This window comes from Ruegeria sp. CL7 (assembly GCF_056536445.1).
Window position 1 is genome coordinate 61,270 of sequence record NZ_JBQFPQ010000005.1, and the last position, 21,905, is coordinate 83,174.

21 protein-coding genes are annotated in these 21,905 nt (G+C 59.6%); 13 read left to right on the top strand and 8 right to left on the bottom strand.

Annotated features, from left to right (window positions below; translation table 11 throughout):
• A complete protein-coding gene (locus tag ACR0LI_RS13630; protein ID WP_480718688.1) occupies positions 1 to 1,938 on the bottom strand; it encodes an OmpA family protein in 1,938 nt (645 codons plus the stop codon).
• A gap of 64 nt (positions 1,939 to 2,002) precedes the next feature.
• Complete coding sequence (ubiA, locus tag ACR0LI_RS13635; protein WP_171724312.1) at positions 2,003 to 2,965, bottom strand: 4-hydroxybenzoate octaprenyltransferase; 963 nt, start codon at positions 2,963 to 2,965, stop codon at positions 2,003 to 2,005.
• Between the two features lie 12 nt (positions 2,966 to 2,977).
• Here ubiA and ACR0LI_RS13640 point away from each other — a divergent pair, with 12 nt between their 5' ends.
• From ACR0LI_RS13640 to ACR0LI_RS13675, 8 genes are all read left to right on the top strand, one after another.
• Positions 2,978 to 3,703 (top strand): 16S rRNA (uracil(1498)-N(3))-methyltransferase, encoded by a 726-nt coding sequence (locus ACR0LI_RS13640; protein ID WP_480718689.1) that lies wholly within the window; start codon positions 2,978 to 2,980, stop codon positions 3,701 to 3,703.
• A 9-nt stretch (positions 3,704 to 3,712) separates the two neighbouring features.
• On the top strand, positions 3,713 to 4,438 hold the full coding sequence (locus ACR0LI_RS13645) for an endonuclease NucS domain-containing protein (RefSeq protein ID WP_171724310.1): 726 nt from the start codon (positions 3,713 to 3,715) through the stop codon (positions 4,436 to 4,438).
• On the top strand, positions 4,435 to 4,962 hold the full coding sequence (locus ACR0LI_RS13650; protein ID WP_171724309.1) for a hypothetical protein: 528 nt from the start codon (positions 4,435 to 4,437) through the stop codon (positions 4,960 to 4,962). The genes ACR0LI_RS13645 and ACR0LI_RS13650 overlap by 4 nt, the downstream gene beginning before the upstream one ends.
• Positions 4,963 to 5,028: 66 nt before the next feature.
• A complete protein-coding gene (locus ACR0LI_RS13655) occupies positions 5,029 to 6,399 on the top strand; it encodes a glutamate--cysteine ligase (RefSeq protein ID WP_152456747.1) in 1,371 nt (456 codons plus the stop codon).
• Between the two features lie 70 nt (positions 6,400 to 6,469).
• Positions 6,470 to 7,543 (top strand): phenylalanine--tRNA ligase subunit alpha, encoded by a 1,074-nt coding sequence (gene pheS / locus ACR0LI_RS13660; protein ID WP_171635078.1) that lies wholly within the window; start codon positions 6,470 to 6,472, stop codon positions 7,541 to 7,543.
• A 529-nt stretch (positions 7,544 to 8,072) separates the two neighbouring features.
• Positions 8,073 to 8,867, top strand: a complete 795-nt coding sequence (locus ACR0LI_RS13665; protein WP_171724308.1) for a CE1 family esterase — start codon at positions 8,073 to 8,075, stop codon at positions 8,865 to 8,867.
• A gap of 78 nt (positions 8,868 to 8,945) precedes the next feature.
• Positions 8,946 to 11,342, top strand: coding sequence for a phenylalanine--tRNA ligase subunit beta (pheT, locus tag ACR0LI_RS13670; RefSeq protein WP_171635071.1), 2,397 nt, complete (start codon positions 8,946 to 8,948; stop codon positions 11,340 to 11,342).
• Between the two features lie 81 nt (positions 11,343 to 11,423).
• The gene (locus ACR0LI_RS13675; RefSeq protein ID WP_171119768.1) at positions 11,424 to 11,870 is read left to right on the top strand and encodes a YtoQ family protein; all 447 of its coding nucleotides are present in this window, start codon (positions 11,424 to 11,426) and stop codon (positions 11,868 to 11,870) included.
• 50 nt (positions 11,871 to 11,920) lie between these two features.
• On the opposite strand, the gene ACR0LI_RS13680 is transcribed toward ACR0LI_RS13675, so the two are convergent.
• Entirely contained in the window at positions 11,921 to 12,619 is a 699-nt protein-coding gene (locus ACR0LI_RS13680; protein WP_480718690.1) for a glutathione S-transferase family protein, read from the bottom strand.
• Positions 12,620 to 12,829: 210 nt separating this feature from the next.
• Here ACR0LI_RS13680 and ACR0LI_RS13685 point away from each other — a divergent pair, with 210 nt between their 5' ends.
• Entirely contained in the window at positions 12,830 to 13,642 is an 813-nt protein-coding gene (locus tag ACR0LI_RS13685) for a mechanosensitive ion channel domain-containing protein (RefSeq protein ID WP_174829446.1), read from the top strand.
• 189 nt (positions 13,643 to 13,831) lie between these two features.
• Here the strand turns inward: ACR0LI_RS13685 and ald are convergent, their stop codons facing one another.
• Entirely contained in the window at positions 13,832 to 14,950 is a 1,119-nt protein-coding gene (gene ald, locus ACR0LI_RS13690; RefSeq protein ID WP_152456755.1) for an alanine dehydrogenase, read from the bottom strand.
• A gap of 135 nt (positions 14,951 to 15,085) precedes the next feature.
• On the opposite strand from ald, the gene ACR0LI_RS13695 reads away from it, so the two are divergent.
• Complete coding sequence (locus ACR0LI_RS13695) at positions 15,086 to 15,544, top strand: Lrp/AsnC family transcriptional regulator (protein ID WP_152456756.1); 459 nt, start codon at positions 15,086 to 15,088, stop codon at positions 15,542 to 15,544.
• A gap of 3 nt (positions 15,545 to 15,547) precedes the next feature.
• Here the strand turns inward: ACR0LI_RS13695 and ACR0LI_RS13700 are convergent, their stop codons facing one another.
• On the bottom strand, positions 15,548 to 16,387 hold the full coding sequence (locus ACR0LI_RS13700) for a CPBP family intramembrane glutamic endopeptidase (protein ID WP_480718691.1): 840 nt from the start codon (positions 16,385 to 16,387) through the stop codon (positions 15,548 to 15,550).
• 280 nt (positions 16,388 to 16,667) lie between these two features.
• Between ACR0LI_RS13700 and ppk2 the strand changes: the two genes are divergently transcribed.
• Positions 16,668 to 17,585: a polyphosphate kinase 2 gene (ppk2, locus tag ACR0LI_RS13705; RefSeq protein ID WP_371419726.1), complete on the top strand. Its 918-nt coding sequence runs from the start codon at positions 16,668 to 16,670 to the stop codon at positions 17,583 to 17,585.
• Between the two features lie 67 nt (positions 17,586 to 17,652).
• Here the strand turns inward: ppk2 and ACR0LI_RS13710 are convergent, their stop codons facing one another.
• Both ACR0LI_RS13710 and rpsU read right to left on the bottom strand, forming a co-directional pair.
• A complete protein-coding gene (locus ACR0LI_RS13710; protein WP_480718692.1) occupies positions 17,653 to 18,630 on the bottom strand; it encodes a CAP domain-containing protein in 978 nt (325 codons plus the stop codon).
• A gap of 297 nt (positions 18,631 to 18,927) precedes the next feature.
• On the bottom strand, positions 18,928 to 19,134 hold the full coding sequence (gene rpsU, locus ACR0LI_RS13715; protein ID WP_005614280.1) for a 30S ribosomal protein S21: 207 nt from the start codon (positions 19,132 to 19,134) through the stop codon (positions 18,928 to 18,930).
• A gap of 111 nt (positions 19,135 to 19,245) precedes the next feature.
• On the opposite strand from rpsU, the gene ACR0LI_RS13720 reads away from it, so the two are divergent.
• Entirely contained in the window at positions 19,246 to 19,938 is a 693-nt protein-coding gene (locus ACR0LI_RS13720; protein WP_171635060.1) for a COQ9 family protein, read from the top strand.
• 61 nt (positions 19,939 to 19,999) lie between these two features.
• On the top strand, positions 20,000 to 20,986 hold the full coding sequence (locus ACR0LI_RS13725) for an NAD(P)H-quinone oxidoreductase (protein WP_480491831.1): 987 nt from the start codon (positions 20,000 to 20,002) through the stop codon (positions 20,984 to 20,986).
• A 30-nt stretch (positions 20,987 to 21,016) separates the two neighbouring features.
• Here ACR0LI_RS13725 and ACR0LI_RS13730 read toward each other — a convergent pair whose 3' ends face one another.
• A complete protein-coding gene (locus ACR0LI_RS13730; protein ID WP_480718693.1) occupies positions 21,017 to 21,874 on the bottom strand; it encodes a DUF2189 domain-containing protein in 858 nt (285 codons plus the stop codon).
• Positions 21,875 to 21,905: the final 31 nt, after the last annotated feature.

The window sequence follows — 21,905 nt, forward strand, 5'->3', positions numbered from 1 at the left end:
TTACTGGTCCTCTGCGTCCGTGTCTGGTGCGGTCGATTCGGTCTGATCCGTTTCAGGCGCGTCAGCCTCAGCCCCAGCCTCGGCCTCAGCCTCGAGCGCTTCGAGACCTGTTTCGGAGGCTTCGACCGGCTCGGGACGGATCAGCCGGAACTCGATCCGCCGGTTGGCTTCGCGGCCTTCTTCGGTGTCGTTGTCCGCGATGGGCTGTGTTTCACCATATCCAACGGCAGTGTAGCTGCTGGTGGGAATGCGCCGCCCGCGCAGCTCGTTCAGAATCGATTGCGCCCGTGCCTGGCTGAGCTGCTGGTTCATCTCTTCGCGGCCCTGGCTGTCGGTATGGCCCTGGATCTCCAGCCGGATCGGCCCGCAGTCGCGCAGGATGTCGGCGATCTGGTTCACCGTATCGCGCGAGTCGGATGCGATCGTCGCTGATCCGGGTTCGAACGCAATTTTGCTGACGGTCTGGATTTCGGCGATCTGCGCTTCGCAGACTTCAGGATCGGGCAGCGCGTCTTCGGGCTCTGGCGGAGGCTGATAGGTGATCGTCAGGGTGAATTCCTGCCCTTCGCCCAGCTTGTCCGACAACTGACCTGCGATACGGGCCTTGGCATCCTCTTCATGGCTGAGGCCGGTCAGTTCGACCGAGCCTGGTGTTACGGTCAGGGCCCCGTTGTGAAGCTGGGCCAACGCCTCGAGGCCGGCCAGAACACGCACCGGCCAATCTGCCGGAAGCCCCGGCGCGATGCGGGTCGCGGTATAGACCTGATCCGAGCCGAAGGCCGCGCGGGCATAGCTGTCGACCATGTCCCGCAACGTTTCATCCCCCAGGCGCCCTCGTAGTTGCACAAGCCCTTCGGGGCTGCGGGTCGCCGAGAACTCGACGGGTCCGGTCTGTTCGCTGGTTTCAGGTCCCGGCAGCACGGCATGCAGGGCAAAGACCTGAGGCAACGCTGTTTCAAGTTCACCTACAACCCGGTCGAACAAGGCTGGATCCGTGCCTTGCGCCGCAACCAGGGTGATGTCCGCATCCGACATCGTGACCGAGCCTTTGCCGATTCTGGCCAGTGCCTGAATGCTCTTCTCGGCGGCTTCGGGCCAGCGTGGCGAGGGCTCGCCCAGACCGATGGTGCAGGAATATGTTCCCGACAAGCCGGCATCGCGCGCAGCGGTCACGATCCGGTCGCGTGCTTTTGCATCTTGTGCCGAGCAGGCGTCAAATTGCCCACCGTTTTCGTTGATCAGAAAACGCAGCGTAAAGGGCGTTATGACGGGACGAGGTGCCGAGATCGCCAGCCCGATCCGCAGGCTGGGCGGCGCGGCGCGGGTCAGATCGCGTTCGAGACGTTGTTTTTCCTGTTGGCTGTCCGCAATGGCGGTGATTTTGACCAAATCGGCGTTTGCGGAAATTTTGGCACGTGGCAGGCTGGCAAGCGCCTCGATGGCATATGATATCGCGGCATCCCAACCGTCGGGCTTGGGGTAATCCGCGGTTTCCATCAGGTCCGAAACTGCGATGTTGCGGTCGAGGTTGCCCAGCCTTCTGATCAGGGCATCTCTGTCTTCGCTGGCCGGGATCAGGCCGATGATCGAGATGCCGTGATCGTTGCGCAGAATTTCCGCCGAAAAGCGCGGCGGCGCCAGGGCAGAGGTCGCTTCAACCTCCATTTCATCGATTACGCGGGACGCATCGACCTCGGTTCCGGCTGCGGTCAGTGCGTTGAACCGTGTCGCCTCATCGGGTGCAATCCCGGTCAGGACCACGCGTAAGCCGTCCGACTCGACCTCGGCCCAGTCGTGCCCTTTGAGGTCAAGCGCCCGGCGCACGGCGAATTCCGATGTCTCTTCGATCTTTGTGACGGCATAGCTGGCTGCCAAAAGCGACAGCCCGGCTGATACAAGAAAGATCAGGGAAACAACGATAAAATACGGCAGACGCATATTTGGGTTTGACACTCCTCAGGCGGTTGGGCCGATCTTTACAGGCCACGTTCAGCAGGTGCAATCAGAGCAACAGGGCGACGCAGAGGAAGATCAGCGGAATCAAGCCAGTGTCGCGGTTGACCCTGAACAATTGCAACAGCCTGGCATTGTCTTCGATGTCCAGCGCGCGGAGTTGCCACATCATGTGCCAGCCCATTGCCCAAGGCCCACAGAGCGCAACACCCAATGCCAGCATCGAGGTCTCCGGCACCCCTGCATCGACGATGGCCAGCCCCATCAGCGACACGGTCGCCACCAAAAAGTACTTCAGCCACCGCGCTGTATCGGCTCCGAACAGACGAGCGGTTGATTTGATGCCGATCAGTTCGTCATCCTCGGCATCCTGATGCGCATAGATGGTATCGTAGAACAGGGTCCACGCGATTCCAGACAGGTAAAGCGTCACCGCTGGCCATCCCACGGAACCGCTATGGGCCGCCCAGGCCAGAAGGGCGCCCCAGTTGAAGGCCAGCCCCAGAAACACCTGAGGCCACCAGGTAAATCGTTTGGCAAACGGATAGATCGTCACGGGCAACAGGGACAGAACACCCATTGCGATTGCCGCCTGATTGAAGCTGAGAAGGATACCAAGCGCCAGAATGCATTGCAGGATCATCCAGACCACGGCCTGCCGGACACTGACCTGACCCGACGGAATCGGGCGCGAGCGTGTGCGTTCGACCTGCCCGTCGAATTCCCGGTCCGTAATGTCATTCCACGTGCAACCGGCGCCCCGCATCAGGAAGGCCCCAAATGCGCATCCCACGGCGATCCACAGATCTTCCCAACGCGGCTGACCATCATGCAGGATCGCCAGCGCCAGCCCCCACCAACAGGGAATCAGCAGCAGCCATGTCCCGATGGGCCGGTCCGCGCGGCTGAGGCGCAGATAGGGGCGGGCAAAGGCCGGGGCGTGGGTGTCGACCCAGTTGCCGCTGACGGCATCGGCGACTTGACCATCTGGTGTTGGGGCATTGCCTTGCATATGTAGGGTCTCATGAGTGCGAAGATCAGACTGTATGTAGAGCAGCCCTTGGGTCAGGGGCAATCGGTTCCTTTGACGCGCGACCAGGCGCACTACCTCTTTGGTGTCATGCGCCTTGCGGTCAAAGGGCAGGTCGCCCTGTTCAACGGACAGGACGGAGAGTGGTTGGCCGAAGTCTCCGAGGCGGGAAAACGCGGCGGGACGCTGACTTGCCTTGAACAGACGAAACCGTTGCAGTTGCCGCCCGATCTGTGGTTCCTGTTCGCGCCCATCAAAAAGGCCCGCACCGATTTCATCGTGGAAAAAGCCGCCGAAATGGGTGCGGCGCGTATCCTGCCTGTTCAGACCGAGTTCACCAATTCCGAACGCATCCGTCAGGACCGCTTGCAGGCCCATGCCGTCGAGGCGGCCGAGCAGTGCGGCGGAACCTTCGTGCCCGAGGTTGCCGATTTGCAGCGGTTGGATCGGCTGCTGGATGCATGGCCCGAAGATCGGCAACTGATGTTCTGCAACGAAGCCGAGGTTGGATCGGCCCTGCGACTGGCCGCCAATGAAAAAGGACGGCCCTGGGCGATTCTCATCGGCCCGGAAGGCGGGTTTTCGGACAGGGAACGCGCGCGTCTGACAGGGTTGCCATTCGCGCATGTGGTCAGCCTTGGCCCTCGTATCCTGCGGGCCGACACGGCAGCGGTGGCTGCATTGACCATGTGGCAGCAGGCGCTGGGGGATTGGGGTTAGGTTGGAACAATGAAAGCGCAATATCGGGATTGGCTTGTTGCCGAGGGCTATGCAGAAAACACCTGTGTCGCTCAAATTCACCGGGTCCAGAAAGTCGAAGCGCATTATGGCTCATTGGACGAAGCCTTTGACCTTGGGAAACTGGAAGACGTTCTGGCAAGTCTGAGCTATTCGACTTCGGACGAGCGCAGCGACAAAGAGAACCCCTCACGGATTCCGATCAATGGAAATCTGCGAAACGGGTTGCAATCCTACAAGAACGCAGTTCAGCGCTACGCACGGTTCTTGCGTGAAATCCAAGCTGGAACCAGTTTGACAGCCGCGAACGAAAGACTTGAAACTACAGGACAGACGAAGCCTGAAAGGCAGCGGTTTACGCTTGAGCGAGATATGCAAACCGCAATTCGGCAAAATATCTCTTTGTTGGATACCGGATTCGAAATCGTGGATGACGGTGCTGAACGGGCAGTGGCCTCGGGCTTTATCGATATTCTGTGCCGCGGCGCGGATGGCAGCCTGGTCGTTGTGGAGTTGAAAGCCGGCAAAACCGATTCGAAGGTTGTCGCCCAGATATTGGGGTACATGGGTGATTTGGTCGAGGAAGGCGAAGAAGCCGTCAGAGGGATTATCGTCGCTCATGAGTTTGACCGGCGCACGATCTCGGCCTCAAAGGCAGTCCCCAACCTAACGTTGGTTCGTTACTCGGTTTCGTTTGCGTTCGAGGCTTTGTCATGAGTTTCATCCGACCCGAGGCAAAACTGGCCCTGTGGCGCTGGCGCGAAGTGCTGGTTGCCGGGTTTGTCCTGATCCTCGGTCTCAGCTGGATCAACGGGCCCGGTGGTCTGCTGGGGTGGATCGGCTGGCTGCTTGTCGCTGTCGCAATCGCCCTGGCGGTGATCGGGGTGCAGCGCGCAAGGTTCAGAACCGGCACTGGCGGACAGGGTGTCGTGACCGTCGATGAAGGTCAGATCACCTATTTCGGCCCACTGGATGGCGGCACCATCGCCACGCGCGAGATTGAGCGGCTGGCGCTTGATCCGACCTCGACGCCGGCGCATTGGGTGTTGGAACAACCGGGTCAGGCGGTGCTTCACATTCCTGTGAATGCGGAAGGGGCCGAGGCGCTGTTCGATGTCTTCTCGGCGCTGCCGGGTCTGAAAACCGAGCATATGCTGGCCGAACTGAACGGTGGATCGGCCCATCCGGTCGTGATTTGGGAGCGTACGCCCTCGCGCCCTCCACACCTTCGGCTGCATTGACACTGGCGCGGTTTGCCCCCACGACTGGCCAAAAGACAGACACATCAGGATCGGAGCACGGGTCTCATGTCCATCCCCCAGTCCGGCGGCGGACCAATCGAACGCCACGAGCAATTGGCCGAATATCTGGAGTCGGGCTGCAAGCCCAAGGCAGACTGGCGCATCGGCACCGAGCATGAGAAGTTCGGCTACTGTAAAGACACGCTGAAACCGTTGCCGTTTGAGGGTGCGCGATCCATCGTGGCGGTGTTGGAGGGCCTGCGCGACCGGCACGGTTGGGCCGAAGTCCGTGAAGCGGGTCATCTGATCGGTCTGGAAAAGGATGGCGCCAATGTCAGCCTGGAGCCGGGCGGCGCGCTGGAGCTGTCGGGTGCTCCGCTCGAGACCATCCACGAAACCTGTGATGAGGTGAACACCCACCTGCGCGAGGTGAAGGACATCGCTGATGAGATCGGCGTGGGTTTCATCGGTCTGGGCGCGGCACCGACCTGGACACATGAGGAAATGCCGCTGATGCCCAAGGGGCGGTATCGGCTGATGAATGACTATATGGAAAAGGTCGGCACCATGGGCCGCGCCATGATGCGACGGACCTGCACGGTTCAGGTTAACATCGATTTCGGGTCCGAGGCCGACATGGTGCAGAAACTGCGCGTGGCGTTGGCCTTGCAGCCGGTGGCAACGGCGTTGTTTGCGAACTCGCCCTTTTTCGAAGGCAAGGTAAATGGCCAGAAAAGCTGGCGCAGTTACATCTGGCGGCATCTGGACGATGCGCGTACGGGCATGCTGCCTTTCGTGTTCGAAGACGGCTTCGGGTTCGAGCGTTACGTGCAATACGCGCTCGATGTTCCGATGTATTTCGTCTATCGCGATGGCCAGTACATCAATGCGCTGGGCATGTCGTTCCGCGACTTCCTGAAAGGCGAACTGCCCGCTCTGCCAGGTGAAACGCCCACGCTCAGCGATTGGGCCGACCACCTGACCACCGCCTTCCCCGAGGCGCGGATCAAGAAATTCATGGAAATGCGCGGGGCCGATGGCGGCCCATGGCGTCGTCTGTGTGCCTTGCCCGCCTTCTGGGTTGGCCTGACTTACGATCAAACGGCCCTGGACGCGGCCTGGGATCTGGTCAAAGGCTGGGATACCGAGACCCGCGAGGCGCTGCGTGTCGCGGCTGCCAAAGACGGCCTGCAAGCGAAGGTCGGCACCATCAACATGCACGATCTGGCGCGTGAGGTTGTGGCGATCTCCGAAGCCGGCCTGAAAGCCCGCGCCTATCCCGGTGCCGGTGGCCTGGTTCCGGACGAGACCCATTTCCTCAACGCGCTCAAGGACAGCATCCAAAGCGGGAAAGTGCCTGCGGATGAGTTGCTGGAACACTACAACGGCGACTGGAACGGTGATCTGACCCGGATTTTCCCCGAATACAGCTATTGATCCGCCCGGTCCCGCTTGCATTCGCGGGGCTGGCCCGATAGCAGGTTGGCGACCAAATTCAGAGGGCGTCATGGACGATCTTAAGGCAAAATATCTGGGCCAAATCGCCGAGGCAGGCGACGAGAACGCGCTTGAGGCGATCCGTGTCGCCGCCGTGGGCAAAAAAGGCGAGGTCGCGCTGAAGATGCGCGAGTTGGGCAAAATGACGCCCGAGGAACGCCAGGTGGCAGGCCCCGCGCTGAATGCCCTGAAGGATGAGATCAACTCGGCCCTGTCCGCCAAGAAGGCCGCTCTGGCCGATGCCGCGCTGGATGAGCGTCTGCGCACCGAATGGCTGGACGTCACCCTGCCGACCCGCGCGCGCCGTCAGGGCTCGATCCACCCGGTCAGCCAGGCGACCGAGGAACTGACCGCGATCTTTGCCGAACTGGGTTTCTCTGTGGCCGAAGGTCCGCGGATCGAAACCGACTGGCACAACTTCGACGCCCTGAACATCCCCGGCCACCACCCCGCGCGGGCCGAGATGGACACGTTCTACATGCACCGCGCCGAGGGCGACAATCGCCCGCCGCATGTGCTGCGGACCCACACATCCCCTGTGCAGATCCGGTCGATGGAGAAACAGGGCGCGCCCATCCGCGTGATTTGTCCGGGCGGCGTCTATCGCGCCGACTATGACCAGACCCACACGCCGATGTTCCATCAGGTCGAAGGGCTGGCCATCGATAAGGACATCTCGATGGCGAACCTGAAATGGGTTCTGGAAGAATTCGTGAAGGCGTTCTTCGAGGTCGACGACGTCGAACTGCGCTTCCGCGCCTCGCACTTCCCCTTCACCGAGCCGTCGGCCGAGGTCGATATCCGCTGTTCCTGGGATAACGGTCAGCTGAAGATCGGCGAGGGCGACGACTGGATGGAGATTCTGGGCTCGGGCATGGTCCACCCCAAGGTGATCGCCGCCGGTGGCATCGACCCCGAGGTCTATCAGGGCTTTGCCTTTGGCATCGGCATCGACCGTCTGGCGATGCTGAAATACGGTATTCCCGATCTGCGGGCGTTCTTTGATTCCGACCTGCGCTGGCTGCGCCACTACGGGTTCGCAGCGCTGGATATGCCGAACCTGCATGGTGGTTTGAGCCGGTAAGTGTACCCGTTGGGTTTATTTCTGGCGCGTTATGTCGATTGGTGCAAAAGGCGCACCAAAGGTATTCGGTTGTGGCAAATATTTGGATTGTTCACGCTCTCATTTGTCGCAATGCTCTTGGTTTTCGGGTTTGGCGGGGAGTTGTTCGGCTACTTGTTCACAGTCGTAGTTGTTCTTCCTGTAATGCACTTTTTGCAAATCGCCGGGGACGTTTGGTTAAAGGACAAAACTCGCCGCCAAGACGAGAATGAGCAGCTTCAGAAGACTAGAAAGCACTTGAAAGATTTCCGGAAGTAGAATGCGCGGAGCAAAGGCCGATAGGCCGCCGCGCTATCGCCAGACCGCCCGTACGGGCTAGCGATTTGTCTCCGCAAGTACAACGCTCGAACAGCGCGCGGATTTGGCAATCATAAACCGCCCAACTCAAACCACGGATCGCCACCCTGCGGTCTGGCGACAGCGCGGCTTGTCACAATCTCGCACGGGGTTGTGACGTGACAGCGGGCGCAGGCTCGTTAGGGTTCGGCAGATGATTTACCGACTGCTCTGCCTTCTCCTGCTGACCGCCACCCAAGCCGTTGCCGTGGATACCTGCCACGGTGATACCGCCTGTCAGGTCGGGGACCGCTCGTATCATGTGTTGGAGCCGGATGGGTGGGACGGCGAAACGCCTCTGCCGGTGTTGCTACATTTCCACGGTTGGGCACGGCAGGGGACCGTGGTGGTGAACCACGAGCGCATCGCCGGAGCCACAAAGCTGCGCGGTGTGCTGCTGGTGGCTCCGAACGGGTTGGGCAAAAGCTGGGATTTCTGGACCTCGGACACGGGCGACGTGCCTTTTGCTGATCGGGTGCTTGAGGATGTAGCCCAACGCTATCCGATTGACCCGGATCGCATCTATGTCTCGGGCTATTCCTTTGGCGGCGCGATGGCGTGGCGTTATGTCTGCCAGTCGGGCAATGACACTGCCGCGCTCTTGGGCATTGCAGGCACCATTCGTCAGACTGAGCACTGCCCGCAGGCCCCGGCCGAGGTGCGCCATGTGCACGGAACCAGCGATACCGTAATGGACTTCCCCTTTGGCCCGGGAGGGGACACGACCTATCCGGTGGCGCTGTGGCGGCAGAAATTCGGCTGCGAAACAGCGACGCCGCGTGGCGATTGGAGCGTGGTGCCGATCCTGACGCTCAGCCGGGTGGAGTGGACCGATTGCACGCAGGGGCAGGTTTCACTGGACACGCATCCGGGTGGGCATTTCATCCCACACGGCTGGATCGGACGGCAGCTGGACGAGCTTTTGGGCCGCACCCCTACCTATCCGTGACGCGCAGCGCTTGCACCTTGGCGCATTCTTTGTCATTGCCTGTGCCGACTGGATATCTGCCAAAAAAGGCCCCGAGCAATGAAATTCACTCTGTCCTGGCTGAAAGACCACCTCGACACCGATGCGTCGGTTGATGAGATCACTGAGGCGCTGACCGACCTTGGCCTTGAGGTCGAAGAGGTCATCAACCCGGCTGACAAGCTCAAGGACTTTACGCTGGGCTATGTGAAACACGCGGAAAAACACCCTGACGCCGACAAGCTGCGTGTCTGCAAGGTGGACACGGATGAAGGCGAGTTGCAGATCATCTGCGGCGCGCCAAACGCCCGCGAAGGGATCACTGTCGTCGTCTGTAAACCGGGCATGTATATCCCCGGTCTGGACCTGACGATCAGCGTTGGCAAGATCCGCGGCGTCGAAAGCTTTGGGATGATGGCTTCCGAGCGCGAGCTGGAATTGTCGGACGAACATGACGGCATCATCGAATTGCCCTCGGGCGAGGTCGGTGACAGGTTCGTTGATTGGCTTGCCGAGAATGACCCGTCGAAAGTCGATCCCGTGATCGAGATCGCAATCACTCCCAACCGGCCCGATGCGCTGGGCGTGGAAGGCATCGCGCGTGATCTGGCGGCGCGTGGGATCGGCACTTTGAAACAGCGCGACTACGTGCCGGTGCCCGGAGATTTCGAAAGCCCGATCAAGGTGACGATTGACGACGACACGCTGGACGGCGCGCCGCATTTCACCGGCCGTCTGATCCGTGGTGTGAAGAATGGCCCCAGCCCGCAATGGTTGCAGGATCAGTTGAAGGCGATTGGTCTGCGTCCGATTTCGGCGCTGGTGGATATCACCAACTATATGACCTTTGACCATAACCGCCCGCTGCATGTGTTTGACGCGGACAAGGTGCAGGGCAACCTTCGCGTTCACCGCGCCAAAGGCGGTGAAACCCTGGTGGCGCTGGACGAGAAGGAATACACGCTACAGCCCGGCATGATGGTTATTTCCGATGACAAAGGCCCGGAATCCATCGCAGGCATCATGGGCGGTCAGGAAACTGGCTGCACCGAGGATACTGTGAACGTCTTCCTGGAAAGCGCGTTCTGGGATCATGTGCAGATCGCGCTGACGGGTCGGGCGCTGAAAATCAATTCGGACGCGCGGTATCGGTTCGAACGCGGCGTGGACCCTGAATACACGCTGGAAGGGCTCGAGCACGCAACCCAGTTGATTCTGGACATCTGCGGCGGCGAAGCGTCCAAAGTGGTCGAGGCGGGCAAAGCGCCGAACCACGCGCGTGCGTACAAGCTGGATGCCGAACGGGTGCAGTCTCTGGTCGGGATGGACATTCCCGAAAGCGAGCAGCGTCAAACGCTGACCCGTCTGGGTTTCCGTCTGGAGGGCGAGATGGCCCACGTGCCCAGCTGGCGCCCCGATATCATGGGTGAGGCCGATCTGGTGGAAGAGGTCGCACGGATCGCCTCGTTGACCAAGTTGCAGGGCAAACCCTTGCCGCGTGTCACCGATGGTATTCCCAAGCCGGTGATGACACCGACGCAGCGCCGCCAGTCCATGGCGCGCCGCACCTGCGCCGCGCTGGGTTACAACGAATGCGTCACCTATACGTTCATCGATCAGGCTTCGGCTGCTTTGTTCGGTGGCGGGGATGACGCGACCATGCTTGAAAACCCGATCTCGTCCGAGATGAGTCACATGCGCCCCGATCTGCTGCCCGGATTGTTGCAGGCCGCAGCCCGCAATCAGGCACGCGGATACGCCGACGTCGCCCTGTTCGAGGTTGGCCCCGTTTTCCATGATGGCGAACCTGGCGAGCAGAAAACCCAGATCGCCGGCCTGCTGGTTGGCCGCAACGGCCCCAAGGATGTGCACGGGGCCTCGCGCCCGGTGGATGTCTTTGATGCCAAGGCGGATGCCGAGGCCGTTCTTGCGGCGATCGGAGCACCGGCCAAGGTGCAGATTCTGCGCGACGGCGATGCCTGGTGGCATCCGGGTCGTCACGGCAAGATCTGTCTGGGTCCCAAAAAGGTGCTGGGTGTTTTTGGTGAGCTGCACCCGCGCGTGTTGCAGGCGATGGATATCAAGGGTCCGGCAATGGCCTTTACGATCTGGCCCGACGAGGTTCCCTTGCCCCGCAAGTCCGGCGCCACACGTGCCGCATTGGAATTGCGTGACTTGCAAGCGGTTGAACGTGACTTTGCCTTTGTCGTTGATGACAACGTCGAGGCGCTGACATTGGTGAACGCGGCGGCAGGTGCCGACAAGGCGCTGATCGAAGATGTACGTGTCTTTGACGAATTCATCGGCGGCAGCCTGGGTGAAGGTAAAAAATCGTTGGCCATAACGGTACGTTTACAGCCGACAGAGCAGACGCTGAAGGAAAAGGACATCGAAGCGGTGGCCGAAAAGATCATCGCCAAGGTCACCAAGGCAACCGGCGGTGTTCTGCGGGGCTGATGCAGGACCGCCTCCGGCGGGAGTATTTCAGAAAAGATGAAGGGGCGGTGGCGCCCTTTCCGTGTTTACGGAGGACGAAAGATGCTGAACGTGTACCTCTCTGGCGAAATCCACACCGATTGGCGCGAACAGATCATCGACGGCGCGCAGGGGTTGGACATCACATTCAACAGCCCGGTGACGGACCACGCGGCCAGCGACGATTGCGGCGTTGCCATTCTGGGGGAAGAGCCGAACAAATACTGGCATGACCACAAGGGGGCGATGGTCAACGCGATCCGGACCCGAAAGGGCATTTCGGATGCCGACGTGGTGGTTGTCCGGTTTGGCGACAAGTACAAACAGTGGAACGCAGCTTTTGATGCGGGCTATGCCGCAGCGCTGGGTAAATCCATTATCGTGCTGCACGGTCCCGAGCATCAGCACGCGTTGAAAGAAGTGGATGCAGCCGCGCTGGCCGTGGCGGAAAAGCCCGCGCAGGTTGTCGAAATCCTGCGGTATGTGCTGACGGGTGCACTGCCGGGCTGAGCTTTGCGAAGAGGGTGCCAATTTTGGCACCCTTCCAATCGTGAAACAGATTAAGCGCGTGCGGGTATGGTCTTGCCGCGCTGCACCGCCGGGCGTTGCATGAAACGGTCGACATAGGCGACGACATTGGCGTAGCCGTCCCAGCCGACAACCTCTTTCGCGCCGTAGAAGTCCAGAGCATTCAACCAGGGGGCAAGAGCGATATCGGCGATGGAGTAATCGCCGGCGATCCAGTCTTTCCCTTCCAGTTGCGTGTTGACCACGTTCAAAAGGCGTTTGGCCTCGTTGATATAGCGTTCGCGCGGTCGGGGGTCTTCGATTTCGCTGCCCGCGAATTTGTAGAAAAAGCCAAGCTGGCCAAACATTGGCCCCACGCCCCCCATTTGGAACATCAGCCATTGGGTAATGCGATGCTTGTCTGCTGCGCTTTGTCCCAGCAACTTGCCTGATTTCTCGGCCAGATACAGCAGGATTGCCCCGCTTTCGAACAGGGCCAGCGGCTCACCGTCCGGCCCGTTGGGATCGATGATGGCTGGGATTTTGTTGTTTGGGTTCAGCGACAGAAACTCGGGGCTTTTGACATCCGCATCCGACAGCGTCACCAGATGGGGCTCATAGGGCAGGCCGGTTTCCTCCAGCATGATCGACGCCTTCACGCCGTTTGGAGTCGGATAGGAATACAGTTGAATCCTGTCCGGGGATTGCGCGGGCCAGCGCGCCATGATCGGATGCGGTTTGTTGTCCAGCATTGGGGGCTCCTGTTTGGCTGTCCCTGTAAAAGCTAGGGGCCACGCCTGATTTATTTAAGCCCTTGGCGATGTGCATTTCTGGTCAGGCCGTGTTTTCTGACGAACAAAGGGGAAATCCCACGAAACTCGCACCTAGACCGGAAGCCAAACTTGGCTCACAATCTGGTGACCCCCGCGAAAACCTCGCGGGTTTCTTGCTGTTGAAAGGAGATGGGCGTGGATGAGGTCGTAACACAGGTGGGTGCATTTGCCCCGCTGATCATGAGTGCCGTCAAGGCGCTTGTCGTTCTGATCCTGGGCTGGATCGTGGCTGGTGCAATCGGGGGCATGGTTCGCCGCCGGATCAATTCGACGCCGCATATTGATCCGACGCTTGGGAACTTTATGGCAAGCCTGGTCAAATGGGCCATTCTCGCCATGGTTCTGGTTGCGGTTCTAGGCATCTTCGGAATTGAAGCCACCAGCATCGTCGCCATTCTGGGTGCTGCGTCCCTGGCTATCGGCCTGGCGCTGCAAGGCACACTCAGCGATCTGGCGGCCGGTGTGATGCTGGTTGTCTTCCGGCCCTACAAGCTGGGTCAATTTGTTGATATCGGCGGCACGTCGGGCACCGTAAAGGACCTGAACCTGTTCACCACCGAACTGGTGACGCCGGACAACGTGCAAATCATTGTTCCGAACGGTCAGGCATGGGGCTCGATCATCACGAACTACTCTGCCCATGACACGCGTCGTGTCGATCTGGTATTCGGAATCGACTATGGTGACAGCGCTGACAAAGCCATGCAGATCATTCTGGATGTGGCCAAAGCGGACAGCCGCATTCACAGCGACCCGGAACCCTGGGTTCGGGTAACGAACCTGGGTGACAGTTCGGTGGATCTGACGGCACGGCTGTGGTGCTCGGCGCCAGACTATTGGGATGTCAAATTCGAGCTGACGAAAACGATCAAAGAAGCCTTTGACGACAAGGGTATTTCGATCCCTTACCCTCATTCTGTGGAGATCCAGAAACAGGGGTGACGGCTCCCGCCCGTCGATCGGGCATTCGAAAATGCCCTCCTCCCGTTGGGCCGGGCACCGCGCAAGGGCGCGGTGCCCTTTTCTTTGTTCAAACCATCGCTTTGAGTCCAACCGCGCCACGCCTGTGGCGTGGCGCTATGCCCAACGCTGGAAACCGCTTTTCAAAAACGATTTCAGGGGCAGGAGTGGTTACGACTTGACGATCACGTTGGGCGAGACGACGTCAATACCAAGGGCCTTGCCGACCGCATAGTAGGTCAGCTTGCCAGCGTGGACGTTCAGACCTTCCAGCAGATGCGGATCGTCCTGACACGCCTGTTTCCAGCCCTTGTCCGCCAGAGACAGCATGAACGGCATTGTTGCGTTGCCCAGGGCGATGGTCGAGGTGCGCGCCACCGCGCCCGGCATGTTGGCAACGCAGTAGTGCATGATGCCGTCGACGTCGTAGATCGGGTCGGCATGGGTGGTGGCTTTCGACGTTTCGAAGCACCCGCCCTGATCGATGGCAACATCGACAAGCACGGCACCGGGTTTCATCGTCGACAGCTGGGCGCGCGAGACAAGTTTTGGGGCCGCAGCGCCGGGGATCAGAACGGCACCGATGACCATATCGGCATCCTGGATCAGTTCGGCCGTGGCACCTGCGGTCGAATACTGGTTCTTGAAGGTGCCGCCAAAGACGTCGTCCAGATAGCGCAGCCGCGGCAATGAGCGATCCAGAACGGTGACATCCGCGCCCATACCGGCGGCGATCTTCGCCGCATGGGTTCCTACGACGCCGCCGCCGATTACGACCACTTTGGCAGGGCCGACACCGGGTACGCCACCCATCAGCACGCCGCGCCCGCCATTGGCCTTTTGCAGGGTCCACGATCCGACCTGAGGGGCCAGACGACCGGCGACTTCGGACATCGGTGCCAGCAGGGGCAGGCCGCCGTTCGCATCGGTCACAGTTTCATAGGCGATGGCAGTACAACCCGATTCCAGCAGGTCATGCGTCTGATCCGGGTCCGGAGCCAGGTGCAGATAGGTGAACAGCAGCTGCCCTTCGCGCAGCATCTTGCGTTCCACGGCCTGGGGTTCTTTGACCTTGACGATCATGTCGGCGGTGGCAAACACCTCTTCCGCAGTGTCGATGATACGTGCGCCAGCCGCGACATAGGCGTCGTTGTCAAATCCCGCGCCGATGCCTGCGCCGGATTCGATCAGGACTTCGTGACCACGTGCAACTGCTTCCTGAGCAGCATTGGGCGTCATCCCGACGCGGAATTCCTGAGGTTTGATTTCCTTGGGGCAACCGATTTTCATTGGGCTCTCCGTTCATAAGCTGCTTAAATTATGTGCATTTTGTCGCGCAATTTCTGTGAAAGAAAACGTGTCAATGCGTTTTTCTTTGGAAGAATTTCGCGCAATGTGTAAAAATATCGCAAAGGACTTGCGCAAATGAGCTTGGATACGACTGATCGAAAGATTCTGGCGGCACTGCAAAAAAACGGCAGGATGTCGAATTCGGAATTGTCTGAACAGGTCAACCTGTCTCCGTCGGCTTGCCACCGGCGTGTTCAGCGGCTGGAGGTTGAAGGCTACATTCGCAACTACGTGGCGCTGCTGGATGCGCGGAAGATGAACGTGCCGACAACGGTCTTTGTCGAGATCACGCTACAGGGTCAGGCCGAAGAGGTTCTGGATGCGTTTGAAAAGGCGGTAGCCCGGATACCGGATGTGCTGGAATGCCATCTGATGGCCGGTACGGCGGATTACATTCTGAAAGTTGTGGCGGAAAACACCGAAGATTTCGCCCGCATCCATCGGCAATACCTGTCGCGCCTGCCCGGGGTGGCGCAAATGCAAAGCTCGTTTGCCTTGCGTACCGTGTTCAAGACCACTGCCTTGCCCGTCTGATTGTCATAAAGACCCGGGATAGGTGAACAGAAAAAGGTGGGTCAGGTTGAACCCAAAATGCATCATCACAGGCACCCACAGGCGTCTGGTTGCATAGTATCCCAATCCGCAGGCCAGCCCGAGAATGGAAGCAAAAACCACCAGCGCCGTACCCCCGGCGACATGGGCCAGTCCGAACAGCAGGCTGGCTGCGATCACGCTGCAAGCGGCCCCGAAGCGCGAGGAGATGGCCGATTGCAGATAGCCACGAAAGAAGGCTTCTTCCGTCAGGCAGGTCAGAAACAGGTTGGACAGGGTAAATACCAGCCACCAGGGCGGGACCGAAAATTCCGGCTGCACCGCGCCAAAGGCAAGCCCCAACAGAAACAGCCCCGGCAAGAGCAGCAACCCTGCCAGCAAAGCCGTGCGTTTGATCTGCGTTTTGCCGCGCAGCATCCGGGGCCAGGCCAGAAGAACGGCAAAGAAGACCATCGGTTTGTCCAGGTTCAGATGCAGGGTGAAACTGGCGCTTCCCGCACCTGCCTGTACCTGGTCCAGAATTTTCAAATTTTCGAATCCCGGCAGCAGATGGGCACCCATGACCAGGCACCACAGGATCAACAACAGGTGTCCGGCGACAGCAGGCCACCCTTTCAGATGGGGCAGCAACAAAGCTCCGACCAGACCAAAGGCCACCGCGGCGATCGCCATGGGTGACATCAATCCTGTCGCCGAGGCAAAGCTGATGAACAAAGCCAGCAACGAAAAGCCGATGCCTGTCCGCCGGATCAGCACCATCAATTGCGCTGATATCAGAACAAGCCAGGGCCAGATCGCGGGCATCACGGAAAGAAGGAATGTCACAATCGCCTCGTCTTTGTCATGCGCACCGTGATGCCGCACCAAAACGAGGCAATGCAAGCAGCCATGGCCAAGCGCCGTGCATTGCGTCAATTCAGACGCTTGTATCCCGCGGGCCAGATGTACAAATTCAGGGGAAAGACCGTATACCCGCGCTGGACCTGATTTGTAGGCGTGACAACAGCCGCAGGACTCGTGACCCTCGCATCAATTCATCTGGTGACATCAGACGGCAACACGGGCCCGATATGGTCCGAACCCGAAGACCGAGAAGGAGCTGACCTTGGACAACGAAAACACTGGCGCCCCTAAAGACTGGCTGGAAGCCGAGCTGGAGGACACGCTGGACGAAGATTTCGAGATAGAATTCAGTGAGCCGATGCTGTCGATGGAAGTCCGCAAAATCTATCGGGAACAGCATCCGGATATGTTGGATCGCAAGGTTTACTTCCGCAACCTGCTGCGCCTGCAAGCCGAACTGATCAAGGTTCAGGACTGGGTACAGCATACCGGGGCCAAGGTTTGTATCCTGTTTGAAGGCCGTGACAGTGCCGGTAAAGGGGGAGTGATCAAGCGGATCACCCAGCGTCTGAACCCGCGCGTCGCGCGCGTGGTGGCATTGCCGGCACCCAGCCGCCGAGAGCAAAGCCAGTGGTATTTCCAGCGCTACGTACCGCATCTGCCGGCGGCGGGTGAAATCGTTCTGTTCGACCGCTCCTGGTACAACCGGGCCGGCGTCGAGCGGGTGATGGGTTTTGCGTCCGAGGACCAGGTTGAACAATTCTTTCAGGACGTTCCGGAATTCGAACGGATGCTGGTGCGGTCAGGGATCATTCTGCTGAAATACTGGTTCTCGATCACGGATGAAGAACAGCAGTTGCGATTCCTCATGCGTATTCACGATCCGATGAAGCAATGGAAGCTGTCACCGATGGATCTGGAATCCCGCATCCGCTGGGAATCCTACACAAAGGCCAAAGAGGATATGCTTTTCCGAACCAATATTCCCGAGGCCCCGTGGTACATCGTCGAAGGCAATGACAAAAAACGCGAAAGGCTGAACTGTATCGAGCATCTTTTGACAAAAATCCCTTACGAGGACGTGCCTCAAGAAAAGGTCAATCTGCCCGATCGCAAGTACAACCCGGAATACGAACGCCGCGTTTTGCCGGATGAACTTTATGTACCAAAGATCTACTGAAGCAAAATCAGGCTCTGAGCCGGAATATGCGAGGCCGACACGGCCGGCCTCGCACAGGGTCAACTGATCAGGCTGCATCCATCATGCAGTCAAAGTGGAAGAAGTTGACCATTGTGATGTCACAGTCATCGACGTCGGCTGTTTCGGTACCCGCAGGCTCGGGTTCCGTTTCCGGCGTGACGTCGACGGTCGGCATCATGTCGACATCATCGGTGTCCGCCACGTCCGTGTCGCCGTTCATATCGTCACCCCAGTTGAACTCGTCAAACTGCGCTTGCAGGTTTTCGAGGAAACTGGCGATTTCATCCAGGAAGGCCTGAACGTCAAAGCAGAACGTCTCGGCCTCACCGCCGTCAACCACGTCCACGTCCGGCGTTTCGGGCTCCGGTTCCTCGGTCTCGGTGACGTCGGTGTCGGGTGTTTCGGGCTCCGGTTCCTCGGTCTCGGTGACGTCGGTGTCGGGTGTTTCGGGCTCCGGTTCCTCGGTCTCGGTGACGTCGGTGTCAGGTGTTTCAGGTTCCGGCTCTTCCGGAACGGCAACTTCGTCCGGCGTGGTTGGCGGAACGGGCGGTGTGTTCGTATTGCCGTTGTCCAGCATGACTGCCGCGTCGGTTGCGGCAAAGTTCTGGGTGACCATCACCGCGTCAAAACCCTGCATATCGCCGGTTTCGATACCGATCCCGATATATTTGAAATCCGGGTTCAGAATATTGGCGCGGTGGCCCGGGCTGTTCATCAGGTTCTGGTGCAACTGAGCCACGTCATCGCTGATGCCGGGCTGCCCGCGTTCGGACTGCCATGCGATGTTTTCGCCGGTTCGCCAGTTGCCCTCAAGATCGAACCCGGCGTTTTGCATCCGCTGGGTCGCACTGGAACCGCCCGAACCGGTGTGGCTGAACGTGTCTGTGTCCAGCATCCAGGTGCTGTGATCTTCGGATGAATCGTTCAGCTGCGTCTCAAGCTGAAGCGGGTTGAGCCCGCGGGATGTGCGTTCCTGGTTGATCAGCTCCAGCATCTCGCGTTCAAATGTACTTGCAGTCGACATTTTTGCCTCCGTTTGTGTTTGTGTCCTTCCGGACGGGCTCACTTAGAGGTCGGGATATCGACGGTGGTAGGGGGTGGTTCACTACAGGCGAGTTTTGGCGGCGCGATGCTACCGGTGCGGGATTCGCTGCGCTGCAAAATGCCGGGCAAAATGTTGCTGGTGAGGAAATGGCGGCTTGCCGCACAGCCGGTACCACGAGTCGGCGGATTGAAACCGATCCCCGAAACGACAAACCCCCGGGCGATGCCTCGGGGGTCGTCAAATAGTGTCATCCAAAGCTGGACGAGACCAAAGGTCTTAGAGCAAACCTTCGCGCTGTGCTTTCTTACGTGCCAGTTTACGGGCACGACGGATCGCTTCAGCCTTCTCGCGCGCTTTTTTCTCGGACGGTTTCTCGAAATGTTGCTTAAGCTTCATTTCACGGAACACGCCTTCGCGCTGCAGCTTTTTCTTCAGGGCACGAAGCGCCTGATCGACGTTGTTGTCGCGAACACTAACCTGCATGTGGTTGTCACCACCTTTCTAGATAGAGTTGCAAGGAAATTGCAGGAGTTGGCCGTATAGCAAAGCCGCTCTAACTTGTCTAGTACTGGGCCCGACAACCGGAGAACCGCCATGACGACCACATATGAAGATGCAAAACAGCGGCTTTTGGATGCGATGCTGATCCATGTTCCCTTCGATGGGTGGTCGGAATCCAGTTTCCGCGCCTCCATTTCCGACTGTGGTCTGGATGACGGTCTGGCACGCGCGATTTGTCCGCGCGGCGCGGTGGATCTGGCGCTGGCCTACCACGCGCGCGGGGATCAGGCGATGCTGGACCGCATCAGGTCCGAGGACCTGAGCGAACTGAAATTCCGCGACAGGATTGCAGCTGCGGTTCGGTTCCGGTTGCAGGCCGTCGAGGACAAAGAACTGGTGCGCCGGGGCATGACGCTGTTTTCCCTGCCAACCCATGCGGCCGACGGTGCCAAGGCGGTTTGGCAGACCTGCGATCTGATCTGGGATGCGCTGGGCGACAGCTCGGATGATGTGAACTGGTACACGAAGCGGGCCACTTTGTCGGGTGTCTATTCCTCGACCCTGCTGTTTTGGCTGGGCGATGACAGCCCGGATCATCAGAATACGTGGGAGTTTCTGGATCGCCGGATCGCAAATGTCATGGAGTTTGAAAAGCTCAAGGCGCAGTTGCGCGACAACCCGGTGTTGAAACCGTTCCTGGCGGTTCCGAACTGGCTGGCGGGTCAGGTGAAGGCTCCGGTAAAAATGCGGGCCGATCTTCCGGGAATGCTGAACCCCCGAAAGTAGCGCGTCTTGGTGCTGGGCCTTGGCCCTGATGCCTGCTAGGCATTGGGCAAAGGAGGTGCCTATGACCCAGATGATGCGCGCTGTTGAGATCACCGAACCGGGTGGTCCCGATGTTTTGCAACTGACCGAGCGACCGATTCCCGAACCGGGTGCGGGGCAGGTCGTTCTGAAAGTGGCCTATGCCGGTGTGAACCGTCCGGATGCGTTGCAGCGCGCGGGCGCTTACGATCCGCCGCCCGGCGCCAGCGACTTGCCGGGGCTTGAGGCTTCGGGCGAAGTGGTCTCGATCGGGGCCGGGGTCGAAGGACTGTCCGTCGGGGATCAGGTCTGCGCGTTGCTGCCGGGCGGCGGCTATGCCGAATATGTCGCCACCCCTGCTGCCCATTGCCTGCCGGTTCCTGCCGGCATGGGAATGAAAGAGGCGGCCTGCCTGCCCGAGACCTTTTTCACCGTCTGGTCCAACGTGTTTACGCGGGGCGGGCTGAAGGCCGGTGAACGATTTCTGGTCCATGGCGGCTCGAGCGGGATTGGCACGACGGCCATCCAGTTGGCCAATGCCTTTGGCGCCCGCGTTTTTGCCACCGCAGGGTCGGATGAAAAATGTCAGGCTTGCGTCAAGCTGGGTGCGGAAAGGGCGATCAACTACCGCGATGAGGATTTTGTGGCCGTCATGCGGGCCGAAGGTGGGGCAAACTTGATCCTCGACATGGTCGGAGGCGACTATATCCCGCGCAACGTCAAAGCTCTGGCCGAGGATGGGCGGCTGGTCCAGATCGCGTTTCTGCAAGGCCCGGTGGTCGAGCTGAACTTTGCGCTGATGATGGTCAAGCGCCTGACCCTGACCGGCAGCACCCTGCGCCCGCAAAGCGATCTGGCCAAGGCCCGGATTGCGCAGGACCTGCGCGAAGCTGTCTGGCCTCTGCTTGAGGCTGGCAAGGTTGCGCCTGTCATGGACAGCGAATTTGATCTGGCCGAGGCTGCGGCCGCCCATGCACGCATGGAAAGCTCGGGCCATATTGGCAAGATCGTCCTGAACGTGGCAGGCTGAACTCTGCGCGCGCGGGGCAGACCCGCGCGTTCACGCAACCGCGCGGCGGTACAGGTGCCATGTGGCATGGCCCAGAACCGGCATCACTATGATCAGGCCCAACAGCATCGGCAGGGCACCCACAAACAGAAGGGCCGCCACGATGAACCCCCAGGTCAAGATGACGCCGGGGTTGTGACGCAACACGCGAAACGACGTCACGACCGCCACCGGCAATCCGACTTGCCGGTCCAGAAGCAACGGAAAGCTGACGACGCTGATCGCCAGAGCGCAAAGAGCGAACACGAACCCAACGGCGAGTCCGACAACCATCATGGTCCAGCCTGCAACCGTAGTGACGGCCTGCTTGGCAAAAGTGCCAAGTGACGCGGCGGCTTCTGGCCCCATTGTATGCGTGTAAATGCTCTGCGCCACCATCAGCCAGATCAGCAGAAGCATCACCAGATAGAAGCCCAAAACCAGAATTGCGCCGAAAGCCGGAGAGCGGAATACACCGAACGCATCCAACCAATGCACCGTGCTGCCTTGTTCTCGTTTGCGGCTGATCTCATACAGCCCCACAGCTGCGACTGGACCGATCAAGGCAAAACCGGCGATCAGAGGCGCCAGAAGTGGCACCATGTTGACGTTCAGGGCAAAGCCGAACATCAAAAGTCCCGCGATCGGGTAGATCAGCACAATGAATATGGCATCCGCCCGTGTTTCGACAAAGTCGTGATACCCCGCCTTCAGACAGGCGCGCAGATCTTGCATCGTCAATGTCTGCACCATCGGCAAATGCTTGGTATCTGCGCTTCCGAGTTTTGAAACGCTATCCGAGACATGATCACTGGCCGCCCCCAGATTCTGGGCTGCCCAACTGATCGGATTTCCGATTGTTTTAGCCATTTTCATCCCCTTTCCTGGCGAGATTTGCGCC

Coding starts and splice junctions, on each gene's coding strand:
- ACR0LI_RS13710 (WP_480718692.1), bottom strand. CDS start 18,630: ATGTCGACTGCAAGTACATTTGAACGCGAGATGCTGGAGCTGATCAAC.
- ACR0LI_RS13725 (WP_480491831.1), top strand. CDS start 20,000: ATGACCCAGATGATGCGCGCTGTTGAGATCACCGAACCGGGTGGTCCC.
- ACR0LI_RS13720 (WP_171635060.1), top strand. CDS start 19,246: ATGACGACCACATATGAAGATGCAAAACAGCGGCTTTTGGATGCGATG.
- ACR0LI_RS13640 (WP_480718689.1), top strand. CDS start 2,978: ATGAGTGCGAAGATCAGACTGTATGTAGAGCAGCCCTTGGGTCAGGGG.
- ACR0LI_RS13730 (WP_480718693.1), bottom strand. CDS start 21,874: ATGGCTAAAACAATCGGAAATCCGATCAGTTGGGCAGCCCAGAATCTG.
- ACR0LI_RS13685 (WP_174829446.1), top strand. CDS start 12,830: ATGGGCGTGGATGAGGTCGTAACACAGGTGGGTGCATTTGCCCCGCTG.
- rpsU (WP_005614280.1), bottom strand. CDS start 19,134: ATGCAGGTTAGTGTTCGCGACAACAACGTCGATCAGGCGCTTCGTGCC.
- ubiA (WP_171724312.1), bottom strand. CDS start 2,965: ATGCAAGGCAATGCCCCAACACCAGATGGTCAAGTCGCCGATGCCGTC.
- ACR0LI_RS13630 (WP_480718688.1), bottom strand. CDS start 1,938: ATGCGTCTGCCGTATTTTATCGTTGTTTCCCTGATCTTTCTTGTATCA.
- ACR0LI_RS13680 (WP_480718690.1), bottom strand. CDS start 12,619: ATGCTGGACAACAAACCGCATCCGATCATGGCGCGCTGGCCCGCGCAA.
- pheS (WP_171635078.1), top strand. CDS start 6,470: ATGGACGATCTTAAGGCAAAATATCTGGGCCAAATCGCCGAGGCAGGC.
- ACR0LI_RS13655 (WP_152456747.1), top strand. CDS start 5,029: ATGTCCATCCCCCAGTCCGGCGGCGGACCAATCGAACGCCACGAGCAA.
- ald (WP_152456755.1), bottom strand. CDS start 14,950: ATGAAAATCGGTTGCCCCAAGGAAATCAAACCTCAGGAATTCCGCGTC.
- ACR0LI_RS13645 (WP_171724310.1), top strand. CDS start 3,713: ATGAAAGCGCAATATCGGGATTGGCTTGTTGCCGAGGGCTATGCAGAA.
- ACR0LI_RS13650 (WP_171724309.1), top strand. CDS start 4,435: ATGAGTTTCATCCGACCCGAGGCAAAACTGGCCCTGTGGCGCTGGCGC.
- ACR0LI_RS13695 (WP_152456756.1), top strand. CDS start 15,086: ATGAGCTTGGATACGACTGATCGAAAGATTCTGGCGGCACTGCAAAAA.
- ACR0LI_RS13675 (WP_171119768.1), top strand. CDS start 11,424: ATGCTGAACGTGTACCTCTCTGGCGAAATCCACACCGATTGGCGCGAA.
- pheT (WP_171635071.1), top strand. CDS start 8,946: ATGAAATTCACTCTGTCCTGGCTGAAAGACCACCTCGACACCGATGCG.
- ACR0LI_RS13665 (WP_171724308.1), top strand. CDS start 8,073: ATGATTTACCGACTGCTCTGCCTTCTCCTGCTGACCGCCACCCAAGCC.